The 24,417-nt window shown below is 63.4% G+C and carries 20 protein-coding genes and 1 riboswitch; of the genes, 10 read left to right on the top strand and 10 right to left on the bottom strand.

Annotated elements, in window-relative coordinates; translation table 11 throughout:
- Positions 1 to 20 precede the first annotated feature (20 nt).
- Entirely contained in the window at positions 21 to 1,619 is a 1,599-nt protein-coding gene (serA, locus tag ACWUKX_RS10790) for a phosphoglycerate dehydrogenase (RefSeq protein ID WP_127209862.1), read from the top strand.
- Positions 1,620 to 1,727: 108 nt separating this feature from the next.
- On the opposite strand, the gene ACWUKX_RS10785 is transcribed toward serA, so the two are convergent.
- Positions 1,728 to 2,618 carry a DMT family transporter gene (locus ACWUKX_RS10785; RefSeq protein WP_065011268.1) on the bottom strand — a complete coding sequence of 297 codons (891 nt, stop codon included), beginning with the start codon at positions 2,616 to 2,618 and terminating at the stop codon, positions 1,728 to 1,730.
- Positions 2,619 to 2,938: 320 nt separating this feature from the next.
- On the opposite strand from ACWUKX_RS10785, the gene ACWUKX_RS10780 reads away from it, so the two are divergent.
- Both ACWUKX_RS10780 and ACWUKX_RS10775 read left to right on the top strand, forming a co-directional pair.
- Positions 2,939 to 4,237, top strand: a complete 1,299-nt coding sequence (locus tag ACWUKX_RS10780) for an adenylosuccinate synthase (protein ID WP_455850250.1) — start codon at positions 2,939 to 2,941, stop codon at positions 4,235 to 4,237.
- A 74-nt stretch (positions 4,238 to 4,311) separates the two neighbouring features.
- Positions 4,312 to 5,967: a hypothetical protein gene (locus tag ACWUKX_RS10775; protein ID WP_456006548.1), complete on the top strand. Its 1,656-nt coding sequence runs from the start codon at positions 4,312 to 4,314 to the stop codon at positions 5,965 to 5,967.
- A gap of 161 nt (positions 5,968 to 6,128) precedes the next feature.
- Here ACWUKX_RS10775 and ACWUKX_RS10770 read toward each other — a convergent pair whose 3' ends face one another.
- Genes ACWUKX_RS10770 through ACWUKX_RS10755 form a run of 4 tightly spaced genes read right to left on the bottom strand, consistent with a single transcriptional unit; the run spans position 6,129 to position 9,064 of the window.
- A complete protein-coding gene (locus ACWUKX_RS10770; protein WP_456006546.1) occupies positions 6,129 to 6,299 on the bottom strand; it encodes a CcdB family protein in 171 nt (56 codons plus the stop codon).
- Entirely contained in the window at positions 6,299 to 6,538 is a 240-nt protein-coding gene (locus tag ACWUKX_RS10765; RefSeq protein ID WP_456006544.1) for a type II toxin-antitoxin system CcdA family antitoxin, read from the bottom strand. The genes ACWUKX_RS10770 and ACWUKX_RS10765 overlap by 1 nt, the downstream gene beginning before the upstream one ends.
- 56 nt (positions 6,539 to 6,594) lie before the next feature.
- Positions 6,595 to 8,418 carry an ABC-F family ATP-binding cassette domain-containing protein gene (locus ACWUKX_RS10760; protein WP_456006542.1) on the bottom strand — a complete coding sequence of 608 codons (1,824 nt, stop codon included), beginning with the start codon at positions 8,416 to 8,418 and terminating at the stop codon, positions 6,595 to 6,597.
- A 1-nt stretch (position 8,419) separates the two neighbouring features.
- Complete coding sequence (locus tag ACWUKX_RS10755) at positions 8,420 to 9,064, bottom strand: thiamine diphosphokinase (protein WP_456006540.1); 645 nt, start codon at positions 9,062 to 9,064, stop codon at positions 8,420 to 8,422.
- Positions 9,065 to 9,166: 102 nt separating this feature from the next.
- Positions 9,167 to 9,281: riboswitch (TPP riboswitch) on the top strand.
- Between the two features lie 43 nt (positions 9,282 to 9,324).
- Here ACWUKX_RS10755 and thiB point away from each other — a divergent pair.
- The 4 genes from thiB (at position 9,325) to ACWUKX_RS10735 (ending at position 14,698) form a co-directional block, all read left to right on the top strand.
- Positions 9,325 to 10,338 (top strand): thiamine ABC transporter substrate binding subunit, encoded by a 1,014-nt coding sequence (gene thiB / locus ACWUKX_RS10750; RefSeq protein WP_455838578.1) that lies wholly within the window; start codon positions 9,325 to 9,327, stop codon positions 10,336 to 10,338.
- 247 nt (positions 10,339 to 10,585) lie between these two features.
- A complete protein-coding gene (gene thiP / locus ACWUKX_RS10745; protein WP_456006538.1) occupies positions 10,586 to 12,205 on the top strand; it encodes a thiamine/thiamine pyrophosphate ABC transporter permease in 1,620 nt (539 codons plus the stop codon).
- The gene (thiQ, locus tag ACWUKX_RS10740; protein ID WP_128340996.1) at positions 12,202 to 12,972 is read left to right on the top strand and encodes a thiamine ABC transporter ATP-binding protein; all 771 of its coding nucleotides are present in this window, start codon (positions 12,202 to 12,204) and stop codon (positions 12,970 to 12,972) included. The genes thiP and thiQ overlap by 4 nt, the downstream gene beginning before the upstream one ends.
- A gap of 298 nt (positions 12,973 to 13,270) precedes the next feature.
- Positions 13,271 to 14,698 (top strand): M48 family metalloprotease, encoded by a 1,428-nt coding sequence (locus ACWUKX_RS10735; RefSeq protein ID WP_065011346.1) that lies wholly within the window; start codon positions 13,271 to 13,273, stop codon positions 14,696 to 14,698.
- 3 nt (positions 14,699 to 14,701) lie between these two features.
- On the opposite strand, the gene ACWUKX_RS10730 is transcribed toward ACWUKX_RS10735, so the two are convergent.
- Positions 14,702 to 15,565 carry an RNA polymerase factor sigma-32 gene (locus ACWUKX_RS10730; RefSeq protein WP_065011276.1) on the bottom strand — a complete coding sequence of 288 codons (864 nt, stop codon included), beginning with the start codon at positions 15,563 to 15,565 and terminating at the stop codon, positions 14,702 to 14,704.
- A gap of 331 nt (positions 15,566 to 15,896) precedes the next feature.
- On the opposite strand from ACWUKX_RS10730, the gene ACWUKX_RS10725 reads away from it, so the two are divergent.
- The 3 genes from ACWUKX_RS10725 (at position 15,897) to ACWUKX_RS10715 (ending at position 18,281) form a co-directional block, all read left to right on the top strand.
- Positions 15,897 to 16,670: an amino acid ABC transporter substrate-binding protein gene (locus tag ACWUKX_RS10725; RefSeq protein WP_029348818.1), complete on the top strand. Its 774-nt coding sequence runs from the start codon at positions 15,897 to 15,899 to the stop codon at positions 16,668 to 16,670.
- Between the two features lie 160 nt (positions 16,671 to 16,830).
- Complete coding sequence (locus ACWUKX_RS10720) at positions 16,831 to 17,511, top strand: amino acid ABC transporter permease (RefSeq protein ID WP_456006535.1); 681 nt, start codon at positions 16,831 to 16,833, stop codon at positions 17,509 to 17,511.
- Entirely contained in the window at positions 17,508 to 18,281 is a 774-nt protein-coding gene (locus ACWUKX_RS10715) for an amino acid ABC transporter ATP-binding protein (RefSeq protein ID WP_095517969.1), read from the top strand. The genes ACWUKX_RS10720 and ACWUKX_RS10715 overlap by 4 nt, the downstream gene beginning before the upstream one ends.
- A 103-nt stretch (positions 18,282 to 18,384) precedes the next feature.
- Here ACWUKX_RS10715 and ACWUKX_RS10710 read toward each other — a convergent pair whose 3' ends face one another.
- From ACWUKX_RS10710 to ACWUKX_RS10695, 4 genes are all read right to left on the bottom strand, one after another.
- Positions 18,385 to 18,966 (bottom strand): CarD family transcriptional regulator, encoded by a 582-nt coding sequence (locus ACWUKX_RS10710; RefSeq protein ID WP_027152934.1) that lies wholly within the window; start codon positions 18,964 to 18,966, stop codon positions 18,385 to 18,387.
- A gap of 471 nt (positions 18,967 to 19,437) precedes the next feature.
- Positions 19,438 to 19,776 carry a ferredoxin FdxA gene (gene fdxA, locus ACWUKX_RS10705; RefSeq protein ID WP_023762879.1) on the bottom strand — a complete coding sequence of 113 codons (339 nt, stop codon included), beginning with the start codon at positions 19,774 to 19,776 and terminating at the stop codon, positions 19,438 to 19,440.
- 227 nt (positions 19,777 to 20,003) lie between these two features.
- Entirely contained in the window at positions 20,004 to 20,390 is a 387-nt protein-coding gene (locus tag ACWUKX_RS10700) for an RNA-binding S4 domain-containing protein (RefSeq protein ID WP_029348806.1), read from the bottom strand.
- A 14-nt stretch (positions 20,391 to 20,404) separates the two neighbouring features.
- A complete protein-coding gene (locus ACWUKX_RS10695) occupies positions 20,405 to 23,836 on the bottom strand; it encodes a helicase-related protein (protein WP_456006532.1) in 3,432 nt (1,143 codons plus the stop codon).
- Positions 23,837 to 24,417: the final 581 nt, after the last annotated feature.

The following is a 24,417-nucleotide window of genomic DNA, read 5'->3' as shown; positions in this document are numbered from 1 at the left end:
CTCATTTGAAGGAGGCCGCCATGGCGCCCCGCGTTCTCGTCTCAGACAAACTCTCCACCACCGCCGTTCAGATCTTTAGGGATCGCGGCATCGACGTCGACTACCTGCCCGACCTCGGCAAGGACAAGGAAAAGCTGCTCGAAGTGATCGGCCAGTATGACGGCCTCGCCATCCGTTCGGCGACCAAAGTCACCGAAAAGCTGATCAACGCGGCCACCAGGCTCAAGGTGGTCGGCCGCGCCGGCATTGGCGTCGACAATGTCGACATCCCGGCGGCGAGCCGCAAGGGCATCATCGTCATGAACACGCCGTTCGGCAATTCGATCACCACCGCCGAGCATGCCGTCGCCATGATCTTCGCGCTGGCCCGCCAGATACCGGAAGCCAATGCCTCGACCCATGCCGGCAAATGGGAAAAGAACCGCTTCATGGGCATCGAGATCACCGGCAAGACGCTGGGCATTATCGGCTGCGGCAATATCGGCTCGATCGTGGCCACACGCGGCGTCGGCCTGAAGATGCATGTCATCGCCTTCGACCCGTTCCTGTCGGACAGCCGCGCCGAGGAGCTCGGCGTCGAGAAGGTCGAACTGGACGAGCTGTTCACCCGCGCCGATTTCATCACTCTGCACACGCCATTGACCGACAAGACGCGCAACATCATCGACGCCGCGGCGATCGCCAAAATGAAGACCGGCGTGCGCATCATCAACTGCGCCCGTGGCGGGCTGATCGTCGAGGCCGACCTGATCGCGGCGTTGAAAAGCGGCAAGGTGGCGGGCGCTGGCATCGATGTGTTCGAGGTAGAGCCGGCGGAGAAAAGTGAGCTGTTCGGCATGGAGCACGTGGTGGCGACGCCGCATCTCGGTGCGTCGACGATGGAGGCGCAGGAGAATGTCGCCCTGCAGGTCGCCGAGCAGATGGCCGACTATCTGATCAAGGGCGCTGTTTCCAACGCCATCAACATGCCGTCGATCACCGCTGAAGAAGCGCCGCGCCTGAAGCCTTTCGTTAAGCTTGCCGAAGTGCTCGGCGCCTTTGTCGGCCAGGTCACCGAGGATCCGATCAAGGAGGTCGAGATACTGTTCGACGGCTCGACCGCGACGATGAACACGCGCGCGCTGATCAGCGCCACTCTTGCCGGGCTGATCCGGCCGCAGGTCTCCGACGTTAACATGGTGTCGGCGCCGATCATGGTGAAGGAGCGCGGCATCATCGTCGCCGAGGTCAAGCGCGACAAATCCGGCGTGTTCGACGGCTACATCAAGCTGACGGTCAAGACCGAGCATAGGACGCGTTCGATCGCCGGCACCTGCTTCTCGGACGGCAAGCCGCGCTTCATCCAGATCAAGGGCATCAACCTCGACGCCGAGGTCGGCCAGCACATGCTCTACACGACGAATGCCGATGCGCCCGGCATCATCGGCCTGCTCGGCACGGTCTGCGGCGAGAACGGCGTCAACATCGCCAACTTCCAGCTCGGCCGCAACCGGCCTGGCGGCGATGCCATTGCACTGCTTTATCTCGATGCGCCGTTCCCGGAAAACGTGCTGGAACAGGTGCGGGCGCACAAGTCGATCGACTCCGCCAAGCGGCTGCATTTCGATGTGGGCGCCTGAATAATGCCCGCGCGCCCCGCGTGCTCTACAAGCACGCGGGGCGCTTCGACAATGTGGCTGACAGGCTCTGGATTGCACCGTCCCCATGCGGCGTCGAATATTTGCCGGCTAAATCGCCATCTTCCTTCCGCTGTATTCGGCAAGGCTGATACCGCCAAGCACCAGCACCAGGGCCAGTCCCTGATAGAGCTGGAATGTCTCACCGACGATCAACACCGACAGGAGCGTGCCGAAGATCGGCACCAGGTTGATGAACAGGCCAGCCCGGTTGGCGCCGATCAGTTCGTTGCCCCTGATGTAAAAGATCTGCGAGACGACTGAGGCACCGATCGCGGTGTAGAACGCTATCGCCCAGCCGCGCGCATCGGGCACGATGACCTTGCCGGCGGCCACTTCCCACAGGAAGAAAGGCAGCGAGGTGACAAGTGCGGCAATCGACAGCGCCAGCATCAGGCTTTGCCAGCGTATAGCCGGCTTCAGCCGCAGCCCGACCGAGTAGAAGCTGTAGCAAAGCACCGCGATCAGCATTATGGCGTCGCCGAAGTTGAGATCCAGCTTGAGAAGCTGGCGCAGATCGCCATGGCTGGCTGTCAGGGCGACACCGACAATCGTCAGCACGACGCCGGCGATCTGCACCCGGTTCACACGCAGGCGAAACAGCACGAAATTGGCGAGGATGATCACGATCGGTATCGCCGCCTGCTCGATCGAGACGTTGATCGCCGTCGTGTAGTTGAGCGCCGTGTAGAAGATCGCGTTGAAGAAGGTGAAGCCGCAAGCGCCGAGCCCGCCAAGCAGCAACCAATGCTTGCGCACCACCGGCCAGTCCTCGCGCAGCGTTCGCCAGCCGAGCGGCAGCATGATCAGAACGGCCAGAACCCAGCGCAGGAAGACCAGCGTCATCGGCGAGATGTGGTCGACCGCCAGCTTGCCGGCCACGGAGTTGCCGCCCCACAGCAAGGTGGTGAACAGCAGGAACAGATAGGCGGTTCGATGCATAGCTAAAATTTCCGGCCGGGAGGGCAGGCGAAGGGTCTTTTGCCGACCTATTGTGGTGGTTCGCCCAAGTAAATGATGTCAAAGGCGAAAATTGTTGTGCCTGAGGGCGCTTTCGGCGGTAAAGAATGGTCGCGCTCGCCCGGTCTTGACGTTATAGAGCGACGTGCGTCCACTGGACGGACAAAGTACGCGTCTCAAGGCTTGAATGTTCGCATCGTGCTTTCCGAAAATCGATTCCGATTTTCGGGCCTATGCGATAGAAGCCTGTCGTTTCGAACTATTTCAAGCCGCTCCGAGCGGCGCCTCAAGGGAAAAGAAACATGGCCAATGTGGTGGTCGTCGGCTCGCAATGGGGCGACGAGGGCAAAGGCAAGATCGTGGACTGGCTGTCGGAACGCGCCGACGTCGTCGTACGCTTCCAGGGCGGCCACAATGCCGGCCATACGCTGGTCGTCGACGGCAAGGTCTACAAGCTGTCGCTGCTGCCGTCCGGGGTGGTGCGGCAAGGCAAGCTGTCCATCATCGGCAATGGCGTCGTCTTCGATCCGCACGCCTTCGTCGCGGAAGTGGCGAAATTGAAGGCGCAAGGCGTCGAGGTGACGCCGGAGCGCCTGAAAATAGCCGAAAACACCGCGCTTATCCTGTCCTTGCACCGGGAGCTGGACGGATTCCGCGAAGACGCCGCCACCAATTCCGGGACGAAGATCGGCACGACCCGTCGTGGCATCGGCCCCGCCTACGAGGATAAGGTGGGCCGGCGCGCGGTCAGGGTAATGGATTTGGCGGATTTGGAAACGCTGCCCTTGAAGGTCGACAGGCTGCTGACGCACCACAATGCGCTGCGCCGTGGGCTCGGCCACGCCGAAGTCACGCATGACGCAATCATGAGTGAGCTGATTTCGGTCGCCGACGAGATCCTGCCCTATATGGACCGTGTCTGGAAGATTCTCGACGACAAGCGCCGCGCCGGCGAACGCATCCTGTTCGAGGGCGCGCAAGGCACGCTGCTCGACATCGACCACGGCACTTATCCGTTCGTCACCTCGTCCAACACGGTAGCTGGTCAAGCCGCCGCCGGATCCGGCGTCGGCCCGGGTGCCATCGGCTATGTACTCGGCATCACCAAGGCCTATACGACGCGTGTCGGCGAAGGTCCGTTTCCGACCGAACAGAAGAACGAGATCGGCGAGTTCCTGGGCACGCGTGGCCATGAGTTCGGCGTCGTCACCGGCCGCAAGCGCCGCTGCGGCTGGTTCGATGCCGTGCTGGTTCGTCAGGCCGTGGCCGTCAACGGCATCAAGGGCATTGCGCTGACCAAGCTCGACGTGCTCGACGGGCTGGACGAGATTAAGGTCTGCACCGGCTACCGTCTCGATGGCGAGGCGATCGATTATCTACCGGCCAGCCAGGGTGCGCAGGGGCGCGTCGAACCAGTCTACGAGACGCTGGAGGGCTGGAAAGGCACCACCGCCGGCGCCAGAAGCTGGAACGATCTGCCGGCCCAGGCAGTCAAATATGTTCGTCACATCGAGGAGCTGATCGGCGCGCCGGTCGCACTCCTTTCCACCAGCCCTGAACGGGACGACACAATACTTGTGACCGATCCGTTTCAAGACTAGATTCTCAGCCGTTCCGGGCATCGCGGCCGATTTGCGGGGGCCGGCCCAGAAACGAAATGCAGGTCAACTGAAGCATGGCAGATTTTGTTGGTGCTCTGAAAAAGACGCTCGATAAACTCGACAACCCGACGCCGGAGATACGCGCGAGGGTCTATGACAAGGCCCGTTCGACGATCGCGGACAAGCTGGCCAAGAACATACCGCCGCTGGCGCCTTCGGTTGTTGCCCAGCATAAGCGCACCCTGGAGGACGCCATCGCCAGCGTCGAGCGGGAGTACGCCAAGCCTGCGCCGGCATCCGATCCGCTGTCGGAGCTGGAGGATATCTTCTCCTCCATCGACCGCAACAAGAACCAACCCAGCCATGTCCGGCAGCCGGCAAAGGCCGAGCCGGCATGGCAACCGGCAAAGACCGAGCCGACATGGCAGCCGGCGCCTGCCGCCAAAGCCGCGCCGAATTGGCAAAAACCGCCATCCGTTGCTTCTCCGCCAGAGCGCACCGATGCGGTGCCTTCGGACGCGGATTTTCCGGCGGCGGACGAGAAGAGCGATACGTTTCGAGACGATGTCTTTCCCAACGACGAGGAGCCGGCGCCGGACACCTTTCAGCGTCTGCGTCCTGCCGAGCGCAAGCGCAGCTATGGCGGGCTGATCGCCGCTGTCGTCGCTTTGCTCGTCGTCGCCGGCGGCGGCTACGGCGTGTGGCTGAACAAGGACGCGTTCAGCAACATGATGGGTCTCAACAGCACGACTGTTGCAACCATAGAACCGTTGGTGAAGCCGACCCCGGCCGAGCCGGCTAACGAGGCAGCGGCAAGGCCCCCGGCCGCAGCGGCTCCAACGGATGCCGAGGGCACAAAGTTCACCCAGCGGCTGACACCGGAGGGCGGTGAGGTCGATCCCGGCCCCGCTTCAGGACAAAGCGGTATCGGAGAGGGCGAATCCGTCGCAGCACTGACCACACCGCCGCCGGCCGCACCTGCGCCTACAGCGCCGGCCGGCGATACGCCAGCCACGAGTGCGCCCGCCACGCCGGGCGCTGCCCCCACAACACCGCCTGCCGATGAAGCAACGCCGGCGCCGGCGGCGCCGACCGATAGCGCAGCCGCCCCGGCAGCGCCGGCCCCGGGTGCTGCGCCGGCCGCGCCGACAGCCGCGCCTGCGGAAACCGCGCTGGCGGTCGGCCAAAAGGCAATCTTCTACGAGGAGCGTACCAGCACCGCCCAAGGCTCGGCCGAGCCCGGCAGCATCGTCTGGTCGCTGGTGCAGGAATCGCCCGGCGGCAATCTGCCGCCCGAGCCGGCAATCCGCGCCGAAGCGAGCATTCCGGGCAAGGACGTGCAGCTGCGCATGACCATCCGCCGCAACACCGACCAGACGCTGCCGGCCAGCCACATTATCGAGATGATCTTCCTGACGCCCGATGGTTTCGACGGCGGCGGCGTCGACAATATCCTGCGCGTCGCCATGAAGGGCTCTGAACAGGATGCCGGGAGCCCGCTGATCGGCATCCCGGCCAAGATCGCCGACGGCTTCTTCCTGGTCGCTCTCAACGACACCAAGGCGGACGAAGACGCCAATCTGACCTTGCTCCGGGGGCAGAACTGGATCGACGTGCCGGTCGTCTACAAGACCGGACGGCGGGCGCTGCTCACCATGGAAAAGGGCATTCCCGGCGAGAAGGTGTTCGACGAGGCGCTGAAGGCCTGGCAAACAAAGACGGCGGGCTGAGGCCGGCTCACCAGCCTCAACGCTCCCTTTGGCTCAAAAACCTTGGAACAGCATGTCGAGTGCGGCCACGATGTCGTCGTGACGACTGGAAAGATTTCCTTCGGCAGCAGGCAATTCAGAAGCCCATCAAGGCTGATATGAATTGAGTGACCATGACATGGTCACTGCCGTTGATCGTGAAGGTCGGGTTTAGCCGGCGGCCCGGCACCGGGGCCTGTGGGCGGCATCAACGGGATGACAACCCTTGTGTTTAGACTTTTAAGAAGATCAGCCTGAACGTCGAGCAGATACCCGTCGCCTTCAGCTCTCCGGTAGAAATCGTAACGCGCCATCAAAACGGCCGGTACTTGGCCAGTGGCAGTCCGTTGCGCCTGACATAGTCGTTAGAGCTCTCGATCGTCTCCCTGTTTTCCTGCCACCGGCGCGTTTTTTCGGCTGAAATCGCCTTGGCGATACCCTCCTCGGCGGCGCGAGATATGTTAATACCGAGCGCCTTGGCGTCTTCGATCAATCTGGAATCGATGGAGGTATTGACCGATTTTCGTTGGCCTTTTGGAGTCGATTGAAACATGGAGCAGCTCCCGTTCATGCGCATAAGATAGGCGCACAAGAACACGCATGAAATCCCTACCCCTCCATCTCCTCGCGCAGCATCTCCAGCTCCAGCCATTCCTCCTCGAGCGCTGCCAGCGTGGCGCGCTCCTTACCGAGCGCGGCGATGGTCTTCTGGAATGAGGCCGGGTCGCGCTCATAATAGGCCGGGTCGGCGATGTTGTTCTCCAGCCGTGAGATCGAGGCGTTCACCGCCTCGATCTTCTTCGGCAGTGATTCCAGCGCGAATTTCTGCTTGAACGACAGTTTCTTTGCTGGACCCTTCGGCGCAGCTGCTTCGGTCGTGCCTGCCGCCGCCACTTCGCTGGTCTCCGCCTTTGGCGGCCGTGCCTTGCGGTTGTCCAGCCTGGTGCCGCCGCGCTGCGCCAGCATGTCGGAATAGCCGCCGGCATATTCGATCCAGCGGCCGCCGCCGTTCGGCGCGATCAGGCTGGTCACCGTGCGATCGAGGAAATCGCGGTCGTGGCTGACCAGGATGACGGTACCGGCAAAACCGGCGACCAGCTCCTGAAGCAGTTCCAATGTCTCCATGTCGAGATCGTTGGTCGGCTCGTCGAGCACCAGCAGGTTTGCCGGCCGCGCCAGCACACGGGCGAGCAGCAGCCGCGCCCGCTCGCCGCCCGAAAGCTCGCGGACCGGCGTGCGCGCCTGTTCCGGCTTGAACAGGAAATCCTTCATATAGGAGACGACGTGGCGCTGCTCGCCATTAATGACAAGGTTCTCGCCGCGCCCGTCGGTGAGGTATTGCGCCAGCGTTTCGGCCGGGTCGACCGCCTCGCGCTTCTGGTCGAGCGTGGCGATCTCCAGATTGGTGCCGAGCCGCACCGAGCCTGAGTCCGGCTTCAATTCGCCGGTCAGCATCTTCAGCAGCGTCGTCTTGCCGGCACCGTTCGGGCCGACGAGGCCGACACGATCGCCGCGCTGGATGCGGGTCGAGAAGCCCTTGACCACGGTAAGATCGCCAAAGCTCTTCTCGATGTTCTTGGCCTCGATCACCAGCTTGCCGGATTCGGCGGCGTCGCTGGCCACCATGGTCGCCGCACCCTCGGCGCCGCGATGGCCACGAAAACGCTGGCGCAGGGTCTGCAGTTCGCCGAGCCGGCGCATGTTGCGCTTGCGCCTTGCCGTCACGCCGTAGCGCAACCAGTGCTCCTCGCGCACGATCTGGCGGCCAAGCTTGTGCTGCTCGCGCTCTTCTTCTTCCAGCACGTTGTCACGCCATTCCTCGAAATGGCCAAAGCCCTTGTCGAGCCTGCGGGTCTGGCCGCGATCGAGCCAGACAGTGGCGCGTGACACGCGCTCGAGGAAACGGCGGTCGTGCGAGATGACGATCAGCGCCGAAGAGGTGCGGCCAAGCTCCTCCTCCAGCCACTCGATGACCGACAGGTCGAGATGGTTGGTCGGCTCATCAAGGAGGAGAATGTCGGGCTCCGGCGCCATGACGCGGGCAAGGGCAGCACGGCGCGCCTCGCCGCCGGAGAGATCGTTCGGCGGTTCCTCGCCGGACAGGCCGAGATGCTCTATCAGATAGGTGGCGCGGTAGGGATCGTCGGCGGGTCCGAGCCCCGCCTCGACGTAGGCGCGGACGCTGGCGAAACCATCCATGTCGGGCATTTGCGGCAGGTAGCGCACTGTCGCCGAAGGCTGGCGGAACACCTCGCCGTCCTGCGGCTCGATCAATCCCGCAGCGATCTTGAGCAACGTCGACTTGCCCGAGCCGTTGCGGCCGACCAAAGCGATCTTGTCGCCTGCCGACGCCGTCAGTTCCGCTCCGTCGAGCAGCGGCGTGCCACCGAAAGTCAGTTTTATCCCGTCGAGATTGAGAAGTGGCGGCGCCATGTCAGCTTTCGGTAAGCGGGAGTGGGTGGGCGAGCAACAGCGCGCGGCCGCTGCCCAACGCGATTTCGAGCCGGCCCTTGACCTCATTGGAAATGGTCAGCGACGAGCCGAACGCCATCTCGATATGGTTAAGCGGCCATTTGGCGCCGGTCACGGTCAGGCCGGAAAGGTCGGAAAAGCCGAGAATCGAAAACAGCGTGCTATCGGCGTAGTCGAAGCCGACCTTTCCGCGAAGCAAGGGAATGCCTTCCTGTGCGCCGCTGGTCAAAAGCACCTCCGTCCCTGCCTCGGCCAGTCGGACGCTGAGCGCCAGGTGCAAGAAGGCGTGGTCGGCCCGCTTGCCACCGAACGCGCCGGCAAGCACGAGGCTGGTCGCGCCGCGTTCGAGCGCGGCGGCGATAGCCAGTTCGCCGTCGGTCTTGTCCTTTTCTGCCGGAAACACCTGGCGGGGCACGGCGGCCAGCTCGTCCGGCAGATCCGCCGGCACCGAATCGAAGTCGCCGACCCAGAGTTCCGGCGTCAGGCTCAGCGTCCGGGCATGGCTCATGCCGGCGTCGGCGGCGATGACACGCGTGCCAGCGACCTGGCGGTCGAGCAGCGGCGTGCGGATAAGATCGCCGCCAAGCAGGATGGTGAATTTGCTCATATGCGTGGCCCTTACCAGCCCTGCTTGCGAAACGGAAGGCCGCGTTCCGGATGCCCGGCAAACTTCCGCTTGCGCCACACCTGGGCCGGGCCTATGTGTCGAAACGCTCTAACGGGGTGCTGGACGCGATCTTCGCGGACCAGCTGAGAGGCAACCATGCCAACCCGCTGAACCTGATCCGGTTTGTACCGGCGGAGGGATTAGACGTTTCGGACAGCCCGACGCCTCAATTCCTTTCAACGTGAACGAAGGAGGCGCCGATGCGCACGTTTTTATACACTCTTGTTTCGGCAATGCTGCTTGCGGCGGCCGTTCTCGCCGGCATCGGGCCGGCATCCGCGCAGGAAAAACTCACCGTCTATACCTATGAGAGCTTCACCGCCGACTGGGGTCCAGGCCCGGCGGTGAAGAAGGCCTTCGAGGCCGAATGCGGCTGTACTCTCGAATTCGTCGCGGTCGCCGACGGCGTCGCCCTGCTCAACCGCGTCAAGCTGGAAGGCGCCGCAACCAAGGCCGACATCGTGCTTGGCCTGGACACCAATCTGACGGCCGAAGCCAAGGCCACCGGCCTGTTTTCGCCGCATGGCGTCGTCATCGACGTCAATGTGCCGGGTGGCTGGAGCGACAATATTTTCGTGCCGTTCGACTATGGCTATTTCGCCGTCGTCTACGACACCGAAAAGCTAAAGACCCCGCCGAAGAGCCTGAAGGAATTGGTCGAGGGCAATGCCGATGAGAAGATCGTTATCCAGGATCCGCGCACCTCGACGCCCGGTCTCGGCCTGCTGTTGTGGGTGAGGTCGGTCTATGGCGACAAGGCGCCGGAAGCCTGGGCCAAGCTTAAGGCAAAGGTGCTCACCGTGACGCCGGGCTGGAGCGAGGCCTATGGCCTGTTCACCAAGGGTGAGGCGCCGATGGTGCTGTCCTATACCACGTCGCCGGCCTATCACATGGTCGCCGAAAACACCGAACGCTATCAGGCGGCGTCCTTCGAGGAGGGCGAGTATCTGCAGATCGAGGTTGCCGGCATAACCACCACGGGTGCGAAGAACCCGTTGGCGAAACAGTTCTTGACTTTTATGACCGGGCCGAAATTTCAGGATGTCATCCCCGAGACCAACTGGATGTTTCCTGCCGGCAAAACTGACAAGCCGCTCAATCCGGCCTTCGACAAGCTCGTCAAGCCGACCAAGACTTTGCTGTTCAGCCCCGAAGAGGTCGCCGCCAACCGCAAGGCCTGGGTCGACGAGTGGCTGTCGGTGATGAGCAAGTAGCTGTGATTGAAAGATGATCACTCTACGGCGCCCCCCTCTGTCCTGCCGGACATCTCCCCCTCAAGGGGGGAGATCGGATGTCACTTCCGCTTTCGCCAATCGCAACAGTCGAAAGATTGAGGCGAGGGTAAAGCTGCCAATCTCCCCCCTTGAGGGGGAGATGTCCGGCAGGACAGAGGGGGGTGGGCGGGAACTCGGCCTCAGCCATATTTTCTGCTTCGACGATCGTTGAACCAGGCAGGGCGGGATGCATATCGGATATCCTGCCGATCCCCGCGTCACCGCCGGCACCATCGCGCTTGCCGCTGTTGCGCTGCTGATCGGCGCTGCGTTCGCCGGGCTCATCCTTGAAGCTACACGCAACCCGACCGGCGCCGCGTCGACTTTCGATTCCTACCTCTTCCGTGTCGCCCGTTTCACGCTGTGGCAGGCTTTGCTGTCGACACTGCTTTCCGTCGTGCCGGCGCTGTTCGTTGCGCGGGCGCTGTCGCGGCATCCGCGCTTCTTTGGTCGTGCCTTGATCCTGCAGCTTTTCGCCGTGCCGCTTGCGCTGCCGGCCATCGTCGCCGCACTCGGCATTCTGGCTCTCTATGGCCGTGCCGGCTATTTCGCCGGCGTGCTCACCGCGATTGGCGGTCAGGGCTGGCCGGGCATATACGGCCTGTCCGGCATCCTCGTAGCCCATGTCTTCTTCAATCTGCCGCTGGCGACGCGGCTGTTCCTCGAGGCGCTGGCGACGGTGCCGGCCGACCAGTGGCGGCTGGCGAGCCAGCTCGGCATGGGCGCCAGGCCCGCATTCCGGTTGATCGAATGGCCGACGCTGCGTGCGGCACTGCCAGGCGTCGCCGGGCTTGTCTTCATGCTCTGCATCACATCCTTTACCATCGTGCTCACGCTGGGCGGCGGGCCGGGCGCGACGACACTGGAGGTCGCCATCTATCAGGCGCTGCGTTTCGATTTCGATCCTGCCCGCGCGGTGACGCTGACACTGCTGCAGATCGCGCTGACCTTCATCGTGGTGCTTGCATTGATGCGGCTTGGCGCCAACACCGTGGGCGACGCCAACCTGCCGGTGGCACCGCGCCGGTATCTTTCGGCTGGTACGGCCGAGACCGTGCTGAACGCAGCATTGATCGTTCTGGCATTGCTGTTCGTCGCCGGGCCGATGGCGGCCACGGTGACGTCAGGCCTTGGCGCCGATCTCGGCCGGCTGGCGGCCGAGCGCGCGGTGCGGCAGGCAACGCTGACCAGCGCCGTGCTCGCCTTGCTGGCGGCGCTGCTTTCAGTGGCGCTGTCGCTGTCGCTCGTCATGGCACGACGGGCGCTGGCCTTGAGGCGTCGCGTCGACGCCAAGACGTTGCTCGAATACGCCACCGATACCGGCGCCGGCTTCGTCCTCGTTGTGCCGCCCATCGTAATCGGCGCCGGCTGGTTCCTTCTCCTGCGTATTTTCAGCGATGTCTTTGCCATCGCCCCTGTCATGGTCGTCGCCGTCAACGCGGTGATGGCGATGCCGTTTGCCATCCGCGCCATTCGCCCCGGCTATGATGCGGCGAGCGAACGCCACGAACGGCTCTGTTTACTGCTTGGCATTTCGGGCTGGGACCGGTTCCGGCTGGTCGACTGGCCGTCGCTGCGGCGGCCTCTCGCCACCGGTTTCGCGTTCGCGATGGCTTTGTCGCTCGGCGATCTCGGCGTCATTGCCCTGTTCGGCAGCGACTCCCTGCAGACGCTGCCTTATCTCTTGCTGTCGCGCATGGGCAGCTACCGCACTATGGACGCGGCAGGCCTGGCATTGCTGCTCGGCCTGGTCTGTCTGGCGCTTGTCCTGGCCGCGGACTGGCTGGGACGGGGAGAAAAATCATGACGCTCAACAGCGAAAGCGGTACGGCTGTGCGGCTGGAAAAGGTCTCGTTCAGCTATGGCGAAGCGCCGTTTTTGTTCGATGTCGAGTTCGCCGCCTCGAAGATCACCGCCATCATGGGGCCGAGCGGTTCGGGAAAATCGACACTGCTCAATCTGGTGGCCGGCTTCGAGACGCCGCGATCGGGCCGCGTGCTGATCGGCGGCGCCGATTTCGGCGCCAAACCGCCTTCGGCGCGGCCGGTGTCGATGGTGTTCCAGGAAAACAATCTCTTTGCCCATCTTTCGGTCGAACGAAATGTCGGCCTTGGCCGCTCGCCGTCGCTCAGGCTGACCGAGGCCGACCACGCTGCGGTCGCCGCGGCGCTCAAGCGCGTCGGCCTTGCCGGCAAGCAACAGCGCCTGCCGCGCGAACTCTCCGGTGGCGAGCGGCAACGCGTCGCGCTCGCCCGCGTCCTGGTGCGCGACCGGCCGGTGCTCTTGCTCGACGAACCGTTCGCCTCGCTCGGACCGGCCTTGCGCGACGACATGCTCGATCTGGTAGCCGACGTTCATGCAGAGCGGCGCATGACGGTGCTGTTCGTCACGCATCAGCCGGAGGACGCCCACCGTATCGGCCAGGACATGGTGTTCCTGGACAATGCCACGGTTGCCGCAACCGGGACTGTCGCCGATTTTTTTACCAAAGCTGGACCGGAAGCCTTCCGGCACTATATCGGTGCAGGTCCGTTTGGCGCGGGATCACGAGATGTTGCCCGGAAGCGGACATAATTTACGGCCAAACCGGCTTCAGGCGATGTGGTGCTTGCTTGCCATGGTCAAAGTAGTGTGGCTAGGTCCTCCGATACTGGTCCGGCATAGGTTGTGATTTGCCACTTCGGTGTCATGCGTGCTCGTGGGCGCGAAGGACGCTGTGGCAGTTTGATTGTGCGTATGATCCTTTCTGAAAATCGATGCCCGATTTTCGGGGCCATGTGCTGAGACCTGAAAGGAAGCTGTTCTGCCGACCGGCACCGACAGAGTGAGAAGGAAACCGCTGGCGCGCTTCCTCGCGCTGGCCGGCTTTGCCATGGCGCTGGCAAGCTGCCAGATGTTCACGCCTCCGGACGTTCAGGAATCCGGCTTCCAGCCTTCCAACAAACCGATCACGGTCGACAATGTCGCCGCCAACAGCAAGCTCGCCGAAATGGCGAAGGCGCAGCACCCGCGCATCCTCGCCACCTATGGCGGCGAGTATTCCGATCCCAAGCTCGAACGCATGGTCGCCAAGGTCGTCGGCAGCCTGACCGTGGTGTCCGCCAACCCGACCCAGACCTACCGCATCACCATCCTCAATTCGCCCAACGTCAATGCTTTCGCGCTGCCGGGCGGCTATCTCTACATCACGCGCGGCCTGTTGGCGCTGGCCAACGATTCGGCCGAGCTCGCCGCGGTCATCGCGCATGAGATGGGCCACGTCACTGCAAACCACGGCTTGCAGCGCCAGCAGCTCGAGGCTGAGGAGGGGTTTGCAACCAAGGTCGTCTCGGATGTGCTCGGCGACAGCCCGACCGCCAAGGCGGCACTGATCCGCGGCAAGCTGCGGCTTGCCCAGTTCTCGCGCAATCAGGAGCTTGAGGCCGACGGCATCGGCATCAAGTCGATCGGCGAGGCGGGCTTCGATCCCTTTGCCGCCGGCCGCTTCCTGCAGTCCATGTCGGCCTACACCGATTTCCGCTCTATCAGCGGCGCCACCGACGCCAGCCTCGACTTCCTGGCGACGCATCCCAACACGCCGCAACGCATCGATCTGGCGCAGCGTCATGCCCGCCAGTTCGGTGCGCCCGGCGTCGGCACGCGCGACCGCGACGCCTTCCTCGCCGGCATAGACGGCCTGCTCTACGGCGACACACCGGAGGAAGGCTATGTGCGTGGCGAAACCTTCCTGCATCCAGGGCTCGGCGTGTCGTTCTCGGTGCCCGACGGCTTCATCATCGACAACTCGGCCGCGGCGGTGACGGCAACCGGGCCAGGCGACATAGCGATCCGCTTCGACGGCGTTTCGATCGACAAGAGCCGCTCGCTGACCGACTACATCCGCAGTGGCTGGGTGGCCGGTCTCGACGAAAGCAGCGTGCGCCAGGAAACGATCAATGGCAACGAGGCGGCGACGGCGCATGCCAGCGCCGAGGGCTGGCAGTTCGACATCGCGGTGATCCGCGCCGGCGGTCAGGTCTACCGGCTGTTGACCGCGGCACCTTCCGCCAGCACCTCGCTGGATGCCGTGGCGCGCTCGGTCAGCGGCTCCTTCCGTATCTTGAGCGCAACCGAGAAAGCGGCGCTGAAGCCGCTGCATATCCGCGTTGTCACGGTGCGGCCCGGACAGACCATGGGGTCGCTCGCCGCGCAGATGGTCGGCGTCGATCGCAAGCTGGACCTGTTCAGGGTGCTCAACGCGATGTCGCCCGGTGCAGCAGTGTCCGCCGGCGACAAGGTCAAGATCATCACCGACAAATAAGATTCAGGCGGCTGTCGCCAGAAACTCGGGGTTTTGCTTCACCAGCGCTATCTTGAGCTTTTCCATGGCGCGTGCCTCGATCTGGCGGACGCGCTCCTTGGAGATGCCGAGCGCCTCGCCGAGGGCTTCGAGCGTCGCGCCCTCGTCGCTCAGCCGGCGCTCCTCGATGATCCTGAGCTCGCGGGCATTGAGCGCGCCGAGCGCCGTTTTCAGCCAGACAGAGCGGCGTTCGACATCGATCGTGTCGCCTACGACCTCGTCCGGCAAAGGATCGTCAGAAACCAGGAAATCCATTCGCTCGGTGGCGCCCGCATCGTCGGCGAGCGGCTGGTTGAGCGAGCTATCCGGTGCCGAAAGGCGGGAGTCCATCATCGCCACGTCGGCCTCCGAGACGCCGAGCGCCACCGACACCTCGCGGTAGAGCGAGGTATTCGAGATTGGCTCGGCGCCGTTCGCCAAGCGGGCGCGCAGGCGCCGCAAATTGAAGAACAGCGCCTTTTGCGCCGAACTGGTGCCGCCACGCACGATCGACCAGTTGCGCAGGATATAGTCCTGCATCGAGGCGCGGATCCACCACGTCGCATAGGTCGAAAACCGCACCTCGCGCTCCGGTTCGAAACGGGCCGCTGCCTCCAGCAGGCCGACATGGCCTTCCTGGACCAGATCGCCGAGCGGCAGACCGTAGTGGCGGAATTTCGAGGCCATGGAAATGACCAGCCGCATATGCGCCATGGCGATTTGGTGCAGCGCCTGCTGGTCGTTGTCTTGCTTCCAGCGCAGCGCGAGAAGATGCTCCTCGTCGCGCTCGAGATAGGGGGCTTTCATCGCCGCGCGGACCATGGTTCGCCCTGCCATATCTTCCATCATGCCACGCTCCCTGTTCCGGGTGTTGCGGTGCGATCGCTCGACCCTGAGCTGGCATCGTGGTTGAATTGGCGACGCCGCGCCCTACAACAGCCAAGAACGTGCCACGCGGGTGAATGGTTCCGCCGCTGATGTCGCGTGGATTGCACTGGCGAAAGCTCGTTGCGGCGGTCGCTACGCGGTCGGTTGGCGTGACTCGATGTCGTTTTGAGAATTGGATTTCAAAAGCGTCTTATTTTTGAAATCCGGTTCCTTATTTCGCCAGCCTGCATCTGTCAGTTTCCGGCGCTCAACAAATACGCCGGACGTCGGCCAAGGACGGGATCACAGAAAAATGAAATGGCTCAAATCGCTTATCGTCGCCGGAACACTGCAGGTTTTGGCCGTCACATCAGGCCATGCCGGCGCAAATCTCGATCAGATCAAGCAGGTCGGCGTCCTTAAGGTCGGCACCGAAGGCACCTATGCCCCCTTCACCTATCATGATGCCTCGGGTGCATTGGTCGGCTTCGACGTCGAGATAGCCCAGGCGATTGCCGAGCGCCTCGGCGTCAAGGCCGAATTCCTCGAAGGCAAATGGGACGGGCTGATCGCCGGCCTCGACGCCAAGCGTTATGACGCCGTCATCAATCAGGTCGGCATCACCGAGGCGCGCAAGGCCAAGTATGATTTCTCCGATCCCTACATCGCTTCCAAGGCGGTGCTGATCGTGCGCGGCGACAATACCGATATCAAGAGCTTTGCCGACCTCAAGGGCAAGAAGGCGGCGCAGTCGCTGACTTCGAATTTCGGCAAACTCGCCGAAACGAACGGCGCCGAGCTCGTCGGCACCGATGGTTTCGACCAATCGATCCAGCTGCTTCTTACCGGCCGCGCCGACGCCACCATCAACGACAGCCTGTCCTTCCTCGATTTCAAGAAGCAAAAGCCCGACGCCAATGTGAAGATCGCCGCGCAGGAAGAAAACGCCGACTATTCCGGCGTCATCGTGCGCAAGGGCGATCCGGAACTGGTCGCCGCCATCAATCAGGCACTGGCCGACATCAAGGCCGACGGCACCTACCAGAAGATCGCCGACACCTATTTCGGCCAGGACGTTTCGAAGTAAGCGCATCGCACGGAGCGGGCCGGTTGCCGGCCCGCATGGCAAGCATCGCGGCGAGCCGTCTTTGACGGCCGCCGCTTTTCGCGTGATATGACGATCGTATGGTCGCGCCTCGATGCTGCCGGGCCGGTTTTTGGGCGGCAATCTCGCAAGGAGGGTTTTCGTGCCGCACTGGCTGCAATTGATGCTGGACTCATTGCCGACGCTGATATGGGCCGCGCTGATCTTCACCGTGCCGCTAACGCTCCTGTCGTTCGCATTCGGTCTCTTCGTAGGGCTGGTTGTGGCGCTTGTCCGGCTGTTCGGCCCGAAGCCGCTGGTCGCCGTGGTCCGCTTCTACGTCTGGATCTTCCGTGGCACGCCACTTCTGGTGCAGCTCTTCCTGATCTTCTACGGCCTGCCCTCGGTCGGCATCCTGCTCGACGCTTTTTCAGCCGCGTTGATCGGCTTCACGCTCAACATCGGCGCCTATACGTCGGAAATCATCCGCGCCGTCATAGGCTCAGTGCCCAAGGGGCAGTGGGAGGCGGCCTACTCGATCGGCATGACCTGGAGCCAGGCGATGCGGCGCACCATACTGCCGCAGGCCGGCCGCGTCGCGGTGCCGCCGCTGTCCAACACCTTCATCTCGCTGGTCAAGGATACATCGCTGGCCGCCGCCATCACCGTGCCGGAAATGTTCCAGGCGGCGCAGCGGATCGTCGCCACCACCTATGAGCCGCTGATCCTCTATATCGAGGCGGCGGCCCTGTATCTGGCGCTGAGCTCGGTGCTGTCGGCATTGCAGACGCGCTTGGAAAAGCGGCTTAACCGCTATGGCGGCTTCCTGGAGGCGCGTTCATGATCGGCCTCACCGACATCGAGAAGCGCTTCGGCGACAACCTCGTGCTGAAGGGCGTGACCGTCACCATCGAGGAAGGCAGCGTCACAGCCCTTGTCGGTCCCTCGGGCGGCGGGAAAAGCACGCTTTTGCGCTGCATCAACCTGCTTGAGATCCCGACTTCGGGCACGGTGCGCATCGGCGACGACGCGCTCGAATTCCACCCTGGCGGCAAGGTTTCCGCAACGGCCATCCGGCGCCTGCGGCTGCAGACGGGCATGGTGTTCCAGAATTTCCAGCTGTTCCCGCACCGCACCGCGATCGAGAATGTCATGGAGGGGCTGGTGACGGTGCTGAAATGGCCGACGGCGAGGGCGCGCGAGCGGGGGCTCGCTCTGCTCGAAAAGGTCGGGATGGCGCATAAGACCGATGCCTGGCCGGCGACGCTGTCAGGCGGCCAGCAGCAACGCGTTGCGATCGCCCGGGCGCTGGCGCCATCGCCGAAAGTGCTGTTGTGCGACGAGCCGACCTCGGCGCTCGATCCGGAACTGGCGCAGGAGGTGGTCGACGTGCTCAGCCAGCTCGCCCGCGAGGGGACCACCATGGTGATCGCGACGCACGACCTGCGCCTCGCATCGAAGATCGCGCAGGAGGTGGTGTTTCTCGACGCCGGCAGCGTCGTCGAGAAAGGCCCCGCCGCTGTCCTGTTCAGCAATCCGGAGCGCCAGCGAACCAGGCGGTTCATCGCGACGCTGAAGCAGGAGGCAGAGAAGGAAGGAGGCGGCGAAGGTTAATGCATGTCGCCCAAAAGTTCGTAGCGGTTTTGGGATAACGACATGCATACAAAGAAAAACCCGGCGCGAGGCCGGGTTTTTCCAATTCGAAGGCGAGAAGCGCTCAGGCAGCTTCTTCCTGCTCGGCTTCTTCGTTGTCGGCCTTGGCGCCGCGCTTCGGACCCTTGTTGAGGTTCACCTCGATGAGGCGCACCGCTTCGGTTTCCGACATGCGGTTGACGGCCGCGATCTCGCGCGCCATGCGGTCGAGTGCCGCCTCATAAAGCTGGCGCTCGGAATAGGACTGCTCCGGCTGGTTGTCGGCGCGGTAGAGGTCGCGCACCACTTCCGAGATCGAGATCAGGTCGCCGGAATTGATCTTCGCATCATATTCCTGAGCCCGGCGCGACCACATGGTGCGCTTGACGCGGGCGCGGCCCTGCACGACCTTCAGCGCGCGATCGACATAATCCTCTTCCGACAGCTTGCGCATGCCGATGGAGGTCGCCTTGGCAACCGGAACCTTCAGACGCATCTTGTCCTTCTGGAAGTCGATGACGAACAGTTCCAGCTTGTGGCCCGCAACTTCCTGCTCGTCGATCGAGACGATCTGGCCGACGCCATGCGCCGGATAGACGATGTACTCGCCGGTCTTAAAACCGTGACGCGCTGCGCTGGACTTCTTCTGCGGGGTGATTGTTGCCATTACGCCATGAACTCCTTGGTGTGGTACCGGCATTCTGCCGGCCGAACTCGCGCGATCGGGTAACCGATCGTTAGCCGCACAACTACGAAACCACCGGAATAGCCGAGGTCAGCAAGCCGCATAATTGCGACTGCCTGCCCCAGATCACTCTGGTCCGGATTGAGAAATTCACCTTTCAGTGATTTGGGGCGTTTGCGCCATAAATCGACGTTGTGTCACCGGCATGTTTGGCTCATATAGCACAAAAAGTCGGAAGAATCAAGGCTTTGCTGCACGCGCGAAGGTCAAGCGCGATCTCCGCCTATCAGGGCAGTTAATGTGCAGTGCCTATTACGCCGCGTCATGCCGATCAAATCGGCGTCGCCGTTACAGCGCCACGCGCCCGTTTTGGACGTGCACGGGACGCTGTGACAGTTTTGATCTTGCGCATGATACTTTTCGAAAATCGATTCCGATTTTCGGAGTCAGGCGCTAGTCGCCCTCGCCGGGCTCGGGGGAGAAATACTTCTCGAACTTGCCGGCCTCGCCATCGAAGGATTTGGCGTCGGCCGGAGGCTCCTTCTTGGCGGTGATGTTGGGCCATTTATCGGCATATTCGGTGTTGATCTGCAGCCATTTGTCGAGCCCCGGCTCGGTGTCAGGCTTGATCGCGTCGGCCGGGCATTCCGGTTCGCAGACGCCACAGTCGATGCACTCGTCGGGATGGATGACGAGCATGTTCTCGCCCTCATAGAAACAGTCGACCGGACAGACCTCGATGCAGTCCATGTATTTGCATTTTATGCAGTTATCGGTCACGACATAGGTCATCAGTCGGCTCCGGGACGTCACGTTTTATCAGAGCGAGGTGCGTCCAATCGGACGCACAAATGCACGCTCTAACGCTTTGAATTCACGCATCGTGTTTCCCAATGCGGTAGGCTTTTTTGGTGAGGTAACGTCTTTGCCCGCCGCTTGCAAGAGCAGCCATTGCGCGCGATACCGGCGTTTCCGGAATGGAATTCCAGACGGGCCACGCGACGAAAGCCAGTTATGCGTCAGTCATCGCCGAGCAGCCGGTCGGTCTCCCGGCGTTCCTTCTTGGTGGGGCGGCCGCTGCCGGCATCGCGCAGTGCGGGAATCGCATCGGGAACGGCCTCGCCTTTTGGCACCGGCGGTGGCGACATATCCTCATAGAGCAAGCGCGCTTCCTCTGCGGGGCCGCGCCGGCTTCCCGTGCCGAGCACCTTCCAGACGAAGATGCGCCGCTCGAGAGTGATGGTCAGGACGTCGCCGGCGCGGACCAGATCGGAGGCCTGCGCTGCTTTGTCGCGATTGATGCGGACGCGTCCGGCCACCACCAGCTTCGCTGCAAGCGAGCGCGATTTCACCGCACGCGAAAAGAACAGCCATTTGTCGATGCGCTGGCGGGCATCAGCGACCATCGGAGCGAGCGAACCTACTTCTTCAGCTGGTCGCGCAACGCGGCGAGCTTGGCGAAGGGGGAATCCGGGTCGAAGCGCACGGGACGCTCCTCGCGCGGCTTCGGCTGGAACGCGGGCTTTCCACCGGGCGCGCCACCCTTGCCCTCCGGCCTGCCGCCCTTCCAGTCGGGCCGGCTTTCGCGACGATCGGAACGCTCGCCCTGCGGCTTGCCGTCGCGCCGCTCTCCCGTCTCGCCCTGGGGCTTGGGCTTGAACTTGCTGCGGTCGAAGCGCGGTTTGCCGGCGCCGTCGCGGCGTCCTTCATGGGCGGGCCGGCTGCCTGGAGCGCCGACCGGTTGTCCGCCGGTGGCATCTGCCGGTGCGTCGCCACGGCCATCGCGCGCGGCTTGCCCGTTGCGCGGGCGATTGTCCCTATCACGGGGCCGGTTGTCATGGTGGCGGTGGCGCGGGCGCTGGTCGAAGCGGCCCTGCCGCCACAACAGAATGGGCTTTGGTTCTTCGGCTTCTTTCTCGGCCTGGGGAGCAGCCTCGCCGGTGGCGGCTTCCGCCGTCGCGGCAGGTTCGGCCGACACTGCTTCCGTTGCAGGCGAGGCTTCGGAGGCCGGCTCCGCCGATGCGACTTCAACCTCGGCGGTTTCGAGTTCTGCCTCTGGCTGAGCCGCTGATACCGGAGGCGCTTCGGCTGCGGCTTCGGCTGCAGGCAGCTCCTCTTCCGTGACCTCAGCCGGAGTTTCCCGCTGAGCTTTCGCGACAGGCTCCGCTTCACCTTCGGTGGAGGGTTCCGCAGGGGCTTCGGCCGTGGCTTCGGCCGTGGCTTTTGCCACTGCATCCGGCTCAGAACTCCCGGCCGGCGCCTCGGCGGCTGCGTCCGCAATCGCGGCTTCGGCTGCCTTGGCCTGCTCGGCTTGTTCTTCCGCCGCCTGCTTGGCCGCGGCGGCTTCGCGCGCGGCATTGTCCTGTGCCTCGAGCCGCGCCCTCACCTCGACCGCCGGCTTCGGCTCTGCCCGGTAGCCGAGGCCTTTCAAAATCTCTTCCATGTCGTCGGCCGTGGCGCCGAGGATCGACATCATCGGCGGCGTCACCATGAAGGACTGACCATCATAGGCGCCGTCGGGGCGCTGGCCGAGGCCCGGCTTCCAATTGGTTGCGGGCCGGATCAGGTCGGCCAGCCGTTCAAGGATGTCGACGCGCACCGCGCGACGGCCGAGATTGCGGTAGCCGGCCAGCTTGTAGAAGGTCTTGTCGAACGTGGGATCGATGACCACCGAGGTGCGGCCGGAGGCCAGCGCGTGAACCACGTCGCCAAAGCCGGGCTTGTCCTTGCCGTCGCTCCTCAGCGCCCACAACAGCGTCACCAGTCCAGCCGGGGCGGGCTTGATCAGCGCGGGCACGAAGACGTGGTAGGCGCCGAAGCGCACGCCGAGTCGGCGAAGGGCGGCGCGGCCTTCCTGGTCGAGCGACTTCATCTCCTCGGCGATGTCACGGCGGTTGATGAGGCCGAAATGCTCGACGAGCTGGAAGGCGATGCCACGGCCGATGCCGGTGATCTGCTCGGCGTTCTTGAGGTCGACCAGCGGCTTCAGCAGGGACTCGATCTGGAAATTGACGAAGCGCTCGGCGCGGGCCGCGACCTTATCGCGGGCGGGTCCGGTGAGTTGCTCGTCGGCCAGCAGCACAAGGCGCGGCTTCAGCGGCTCGTCGCCTGCTACCAGCGTGCCGATCGGCGCGCCGATCCAGCGCAACGTGCCGTCGGAGCCGAGCGCGATGTCGCCGTTGGCCGAGGCGCCGAAGCGTTCGGCCCGCGCCTCGAATTCGGCTGCAAGCGCCTTCTGGGCTGCTGCACGCACCGCCTTGGCGTCCTCGCCGCCGGCGCTTTGGTCGGCGGTGAAGCGGAACCCCTGCAACTCGCCGACATGATGGCCTTCGACGAGGACGGTTCCGGTTGGGCTGATTTCGGCTTCAGGCATGGTATTTTCTCTAAGGCGCCGCATGAGGACGGAAGTCCTGCGGTCTACGAAGCGTTTCGTCAACCGCTCATGCAGCGCATCCGACAATCTGTCTTCGATTTCGCGCGTCTTTTCCTGCCAGTGTGCCTGATCGGCCAGCCAGCCGGGCCGGTTGGAAACGAAAGTCCAGGTACGGATCTGGGCGATCCGGTGCGACAGCGTGTCGATGTCGCCCTCGGTGGTGTCGGCACGGCGCACCTGCTCGGCCATGTAGTTCTCGTCGACATGGCCATGCCTGGCAAGGTCCATATAGATCGAGGCGATCAGGTCGGCATGCTGGGCTGGCGCGATCTTCCTGTAGTCGGGAAGGGCACAGGCCTCCCACAACAGCGCCACGCGCCTGGCGTCGGTGGCAAGCGCCCGAATGTCCTCGTCGCGGGACAGGTGCTCGAGCGCCTGCGCATCCACCGCCGGCAGCGCGCGCGTCAGGCCTTCAACCGGGGCGTTGGTCTCGATCGAGCGCTTCAGCGCGTCGAGGTTGGCGAAATCGAAACGCGCGGTGCGCCATTGCAGCACCTTCACCGGGTCGAAATCATGCGCTTCGATCTTCTTGACCAGTTCCTCATCCAGTGGATCGACCTGGCCGGTGACGCCGAAGGTTCCGTCGCGCATGTGCCGGCCGGCGCGGCCGGCGATCTGGCCGAGCTCGGCCGCCGTCAGATTGCGGTACTGGTAGCCGTCGAATTTGCGGTTCTGGGCGAAGGCGACATGATCGAGATCGAGGTTGAGGCCCATGCCGATCGCATCGGTGGCGATCAGATAATCGACATCACCCGATTGGAACAGCGCCACCTGCGCGTTGCGGGTGCGGGGCGATAGCGCACCGAGCACGACGGCCGCACCGCCCTGCTGGCGGCGGATCAGTTCGGCGATCGCATAAACCTCGTCGGCGGAAAAGGCGACGATCGCCGTACGTCGCGGCAAGCGGGTGAGCTTCTTCGAGCCGGCATAGGCGAGATGCGACAGCCGTGGCCGCGTCACCACCGACACGCCCTTCAGCAGACGCTGGAGGATGCCGTGCATGGTGGCCGCACCCAGCAGCAGTGTCTCCTGGCGGCCGCGCAGATGCAGGATGCGGTCGGTGAAGATGTGGCCGCGCTCGAGATCGCCGGCCAGCTGAACCTCGTCGATGGCAACGAACGCGGCGTCGGTCTCGCGCGGCATGGCTTCCACCGTACAGACCGAATATCTGGCGCCGTCGGGCTGGATCTTCTCCTCGCCGGTGATGAGCGCCACCTTGTGAGCGCCGACCTTCTCGCAGACGCGTGTATAAACCTCGCGGGCGAGGAGCCGGAGCGGCAGGCCGATAATGCCGCTTTCATGCGCCACCATGCGCTCGATGGCGAGATGGGTCTTACCGGTGTTGGTCGGCCCGAGCACGGCGGTCACGTCGCGGCCCGACAGGATCAGCGGTTCAGTGTGTTTCGGCTGGATGTTCATCGACCTGGAAATAAGGCTCTCTGCCTCGCGTTGTCGGGAGCGCGCCCCGTGCTGGCGCGTGTGACAAGCACATAGGGATTTCGGGCGCGAAGCGAAAGCGGAATGTTCCGACGGCAGCTCGAAGGCTCCCCTCAGCTTCGATAATCTGTTCCGATTAGACAGTAGGGCGTTCCGATTTAACAGTTGGAACGAGTCTGGAACGAATCGGCTACGAATCGCTGACTCGCGCGGATTCAGGGTTTGTTCACGGCTACATCTGGATTTTTCGCCGGCGAGTCTCACCACATGCTGAATCGCCGAAATGGCCCGTTTCATGCAGGGCTGACTCGCCGTTAACCTTTGCCGATGAACGATCGACAGCAGGTCGGCGGTGTCACCAACATTTTGAAATTATTAATCTTTCCTAACGCGCCTTAACCATTTGGGGATGTTTTCAGCCTTTTGTAGTTAACCTTCCGCTCAAAGCCGGAACGAAACGGCGACGAATCAGCGCTGGCGGGAGTTTCCCGGTTTGTTCACCCCAATATGTAGTGTCGTGAACAGGTTTTCCACCGGGTATCCACAGGCGGGGAACAGGTTTT

Source organism: Mesorhizobium sp. f-mel (assembly GCF_053850215.1).
The sequence above is the reverse complement of the archived record's forward strand: the minus strand, read 5'-3'. Positions and strand labels throughout refer to the sequence as shown.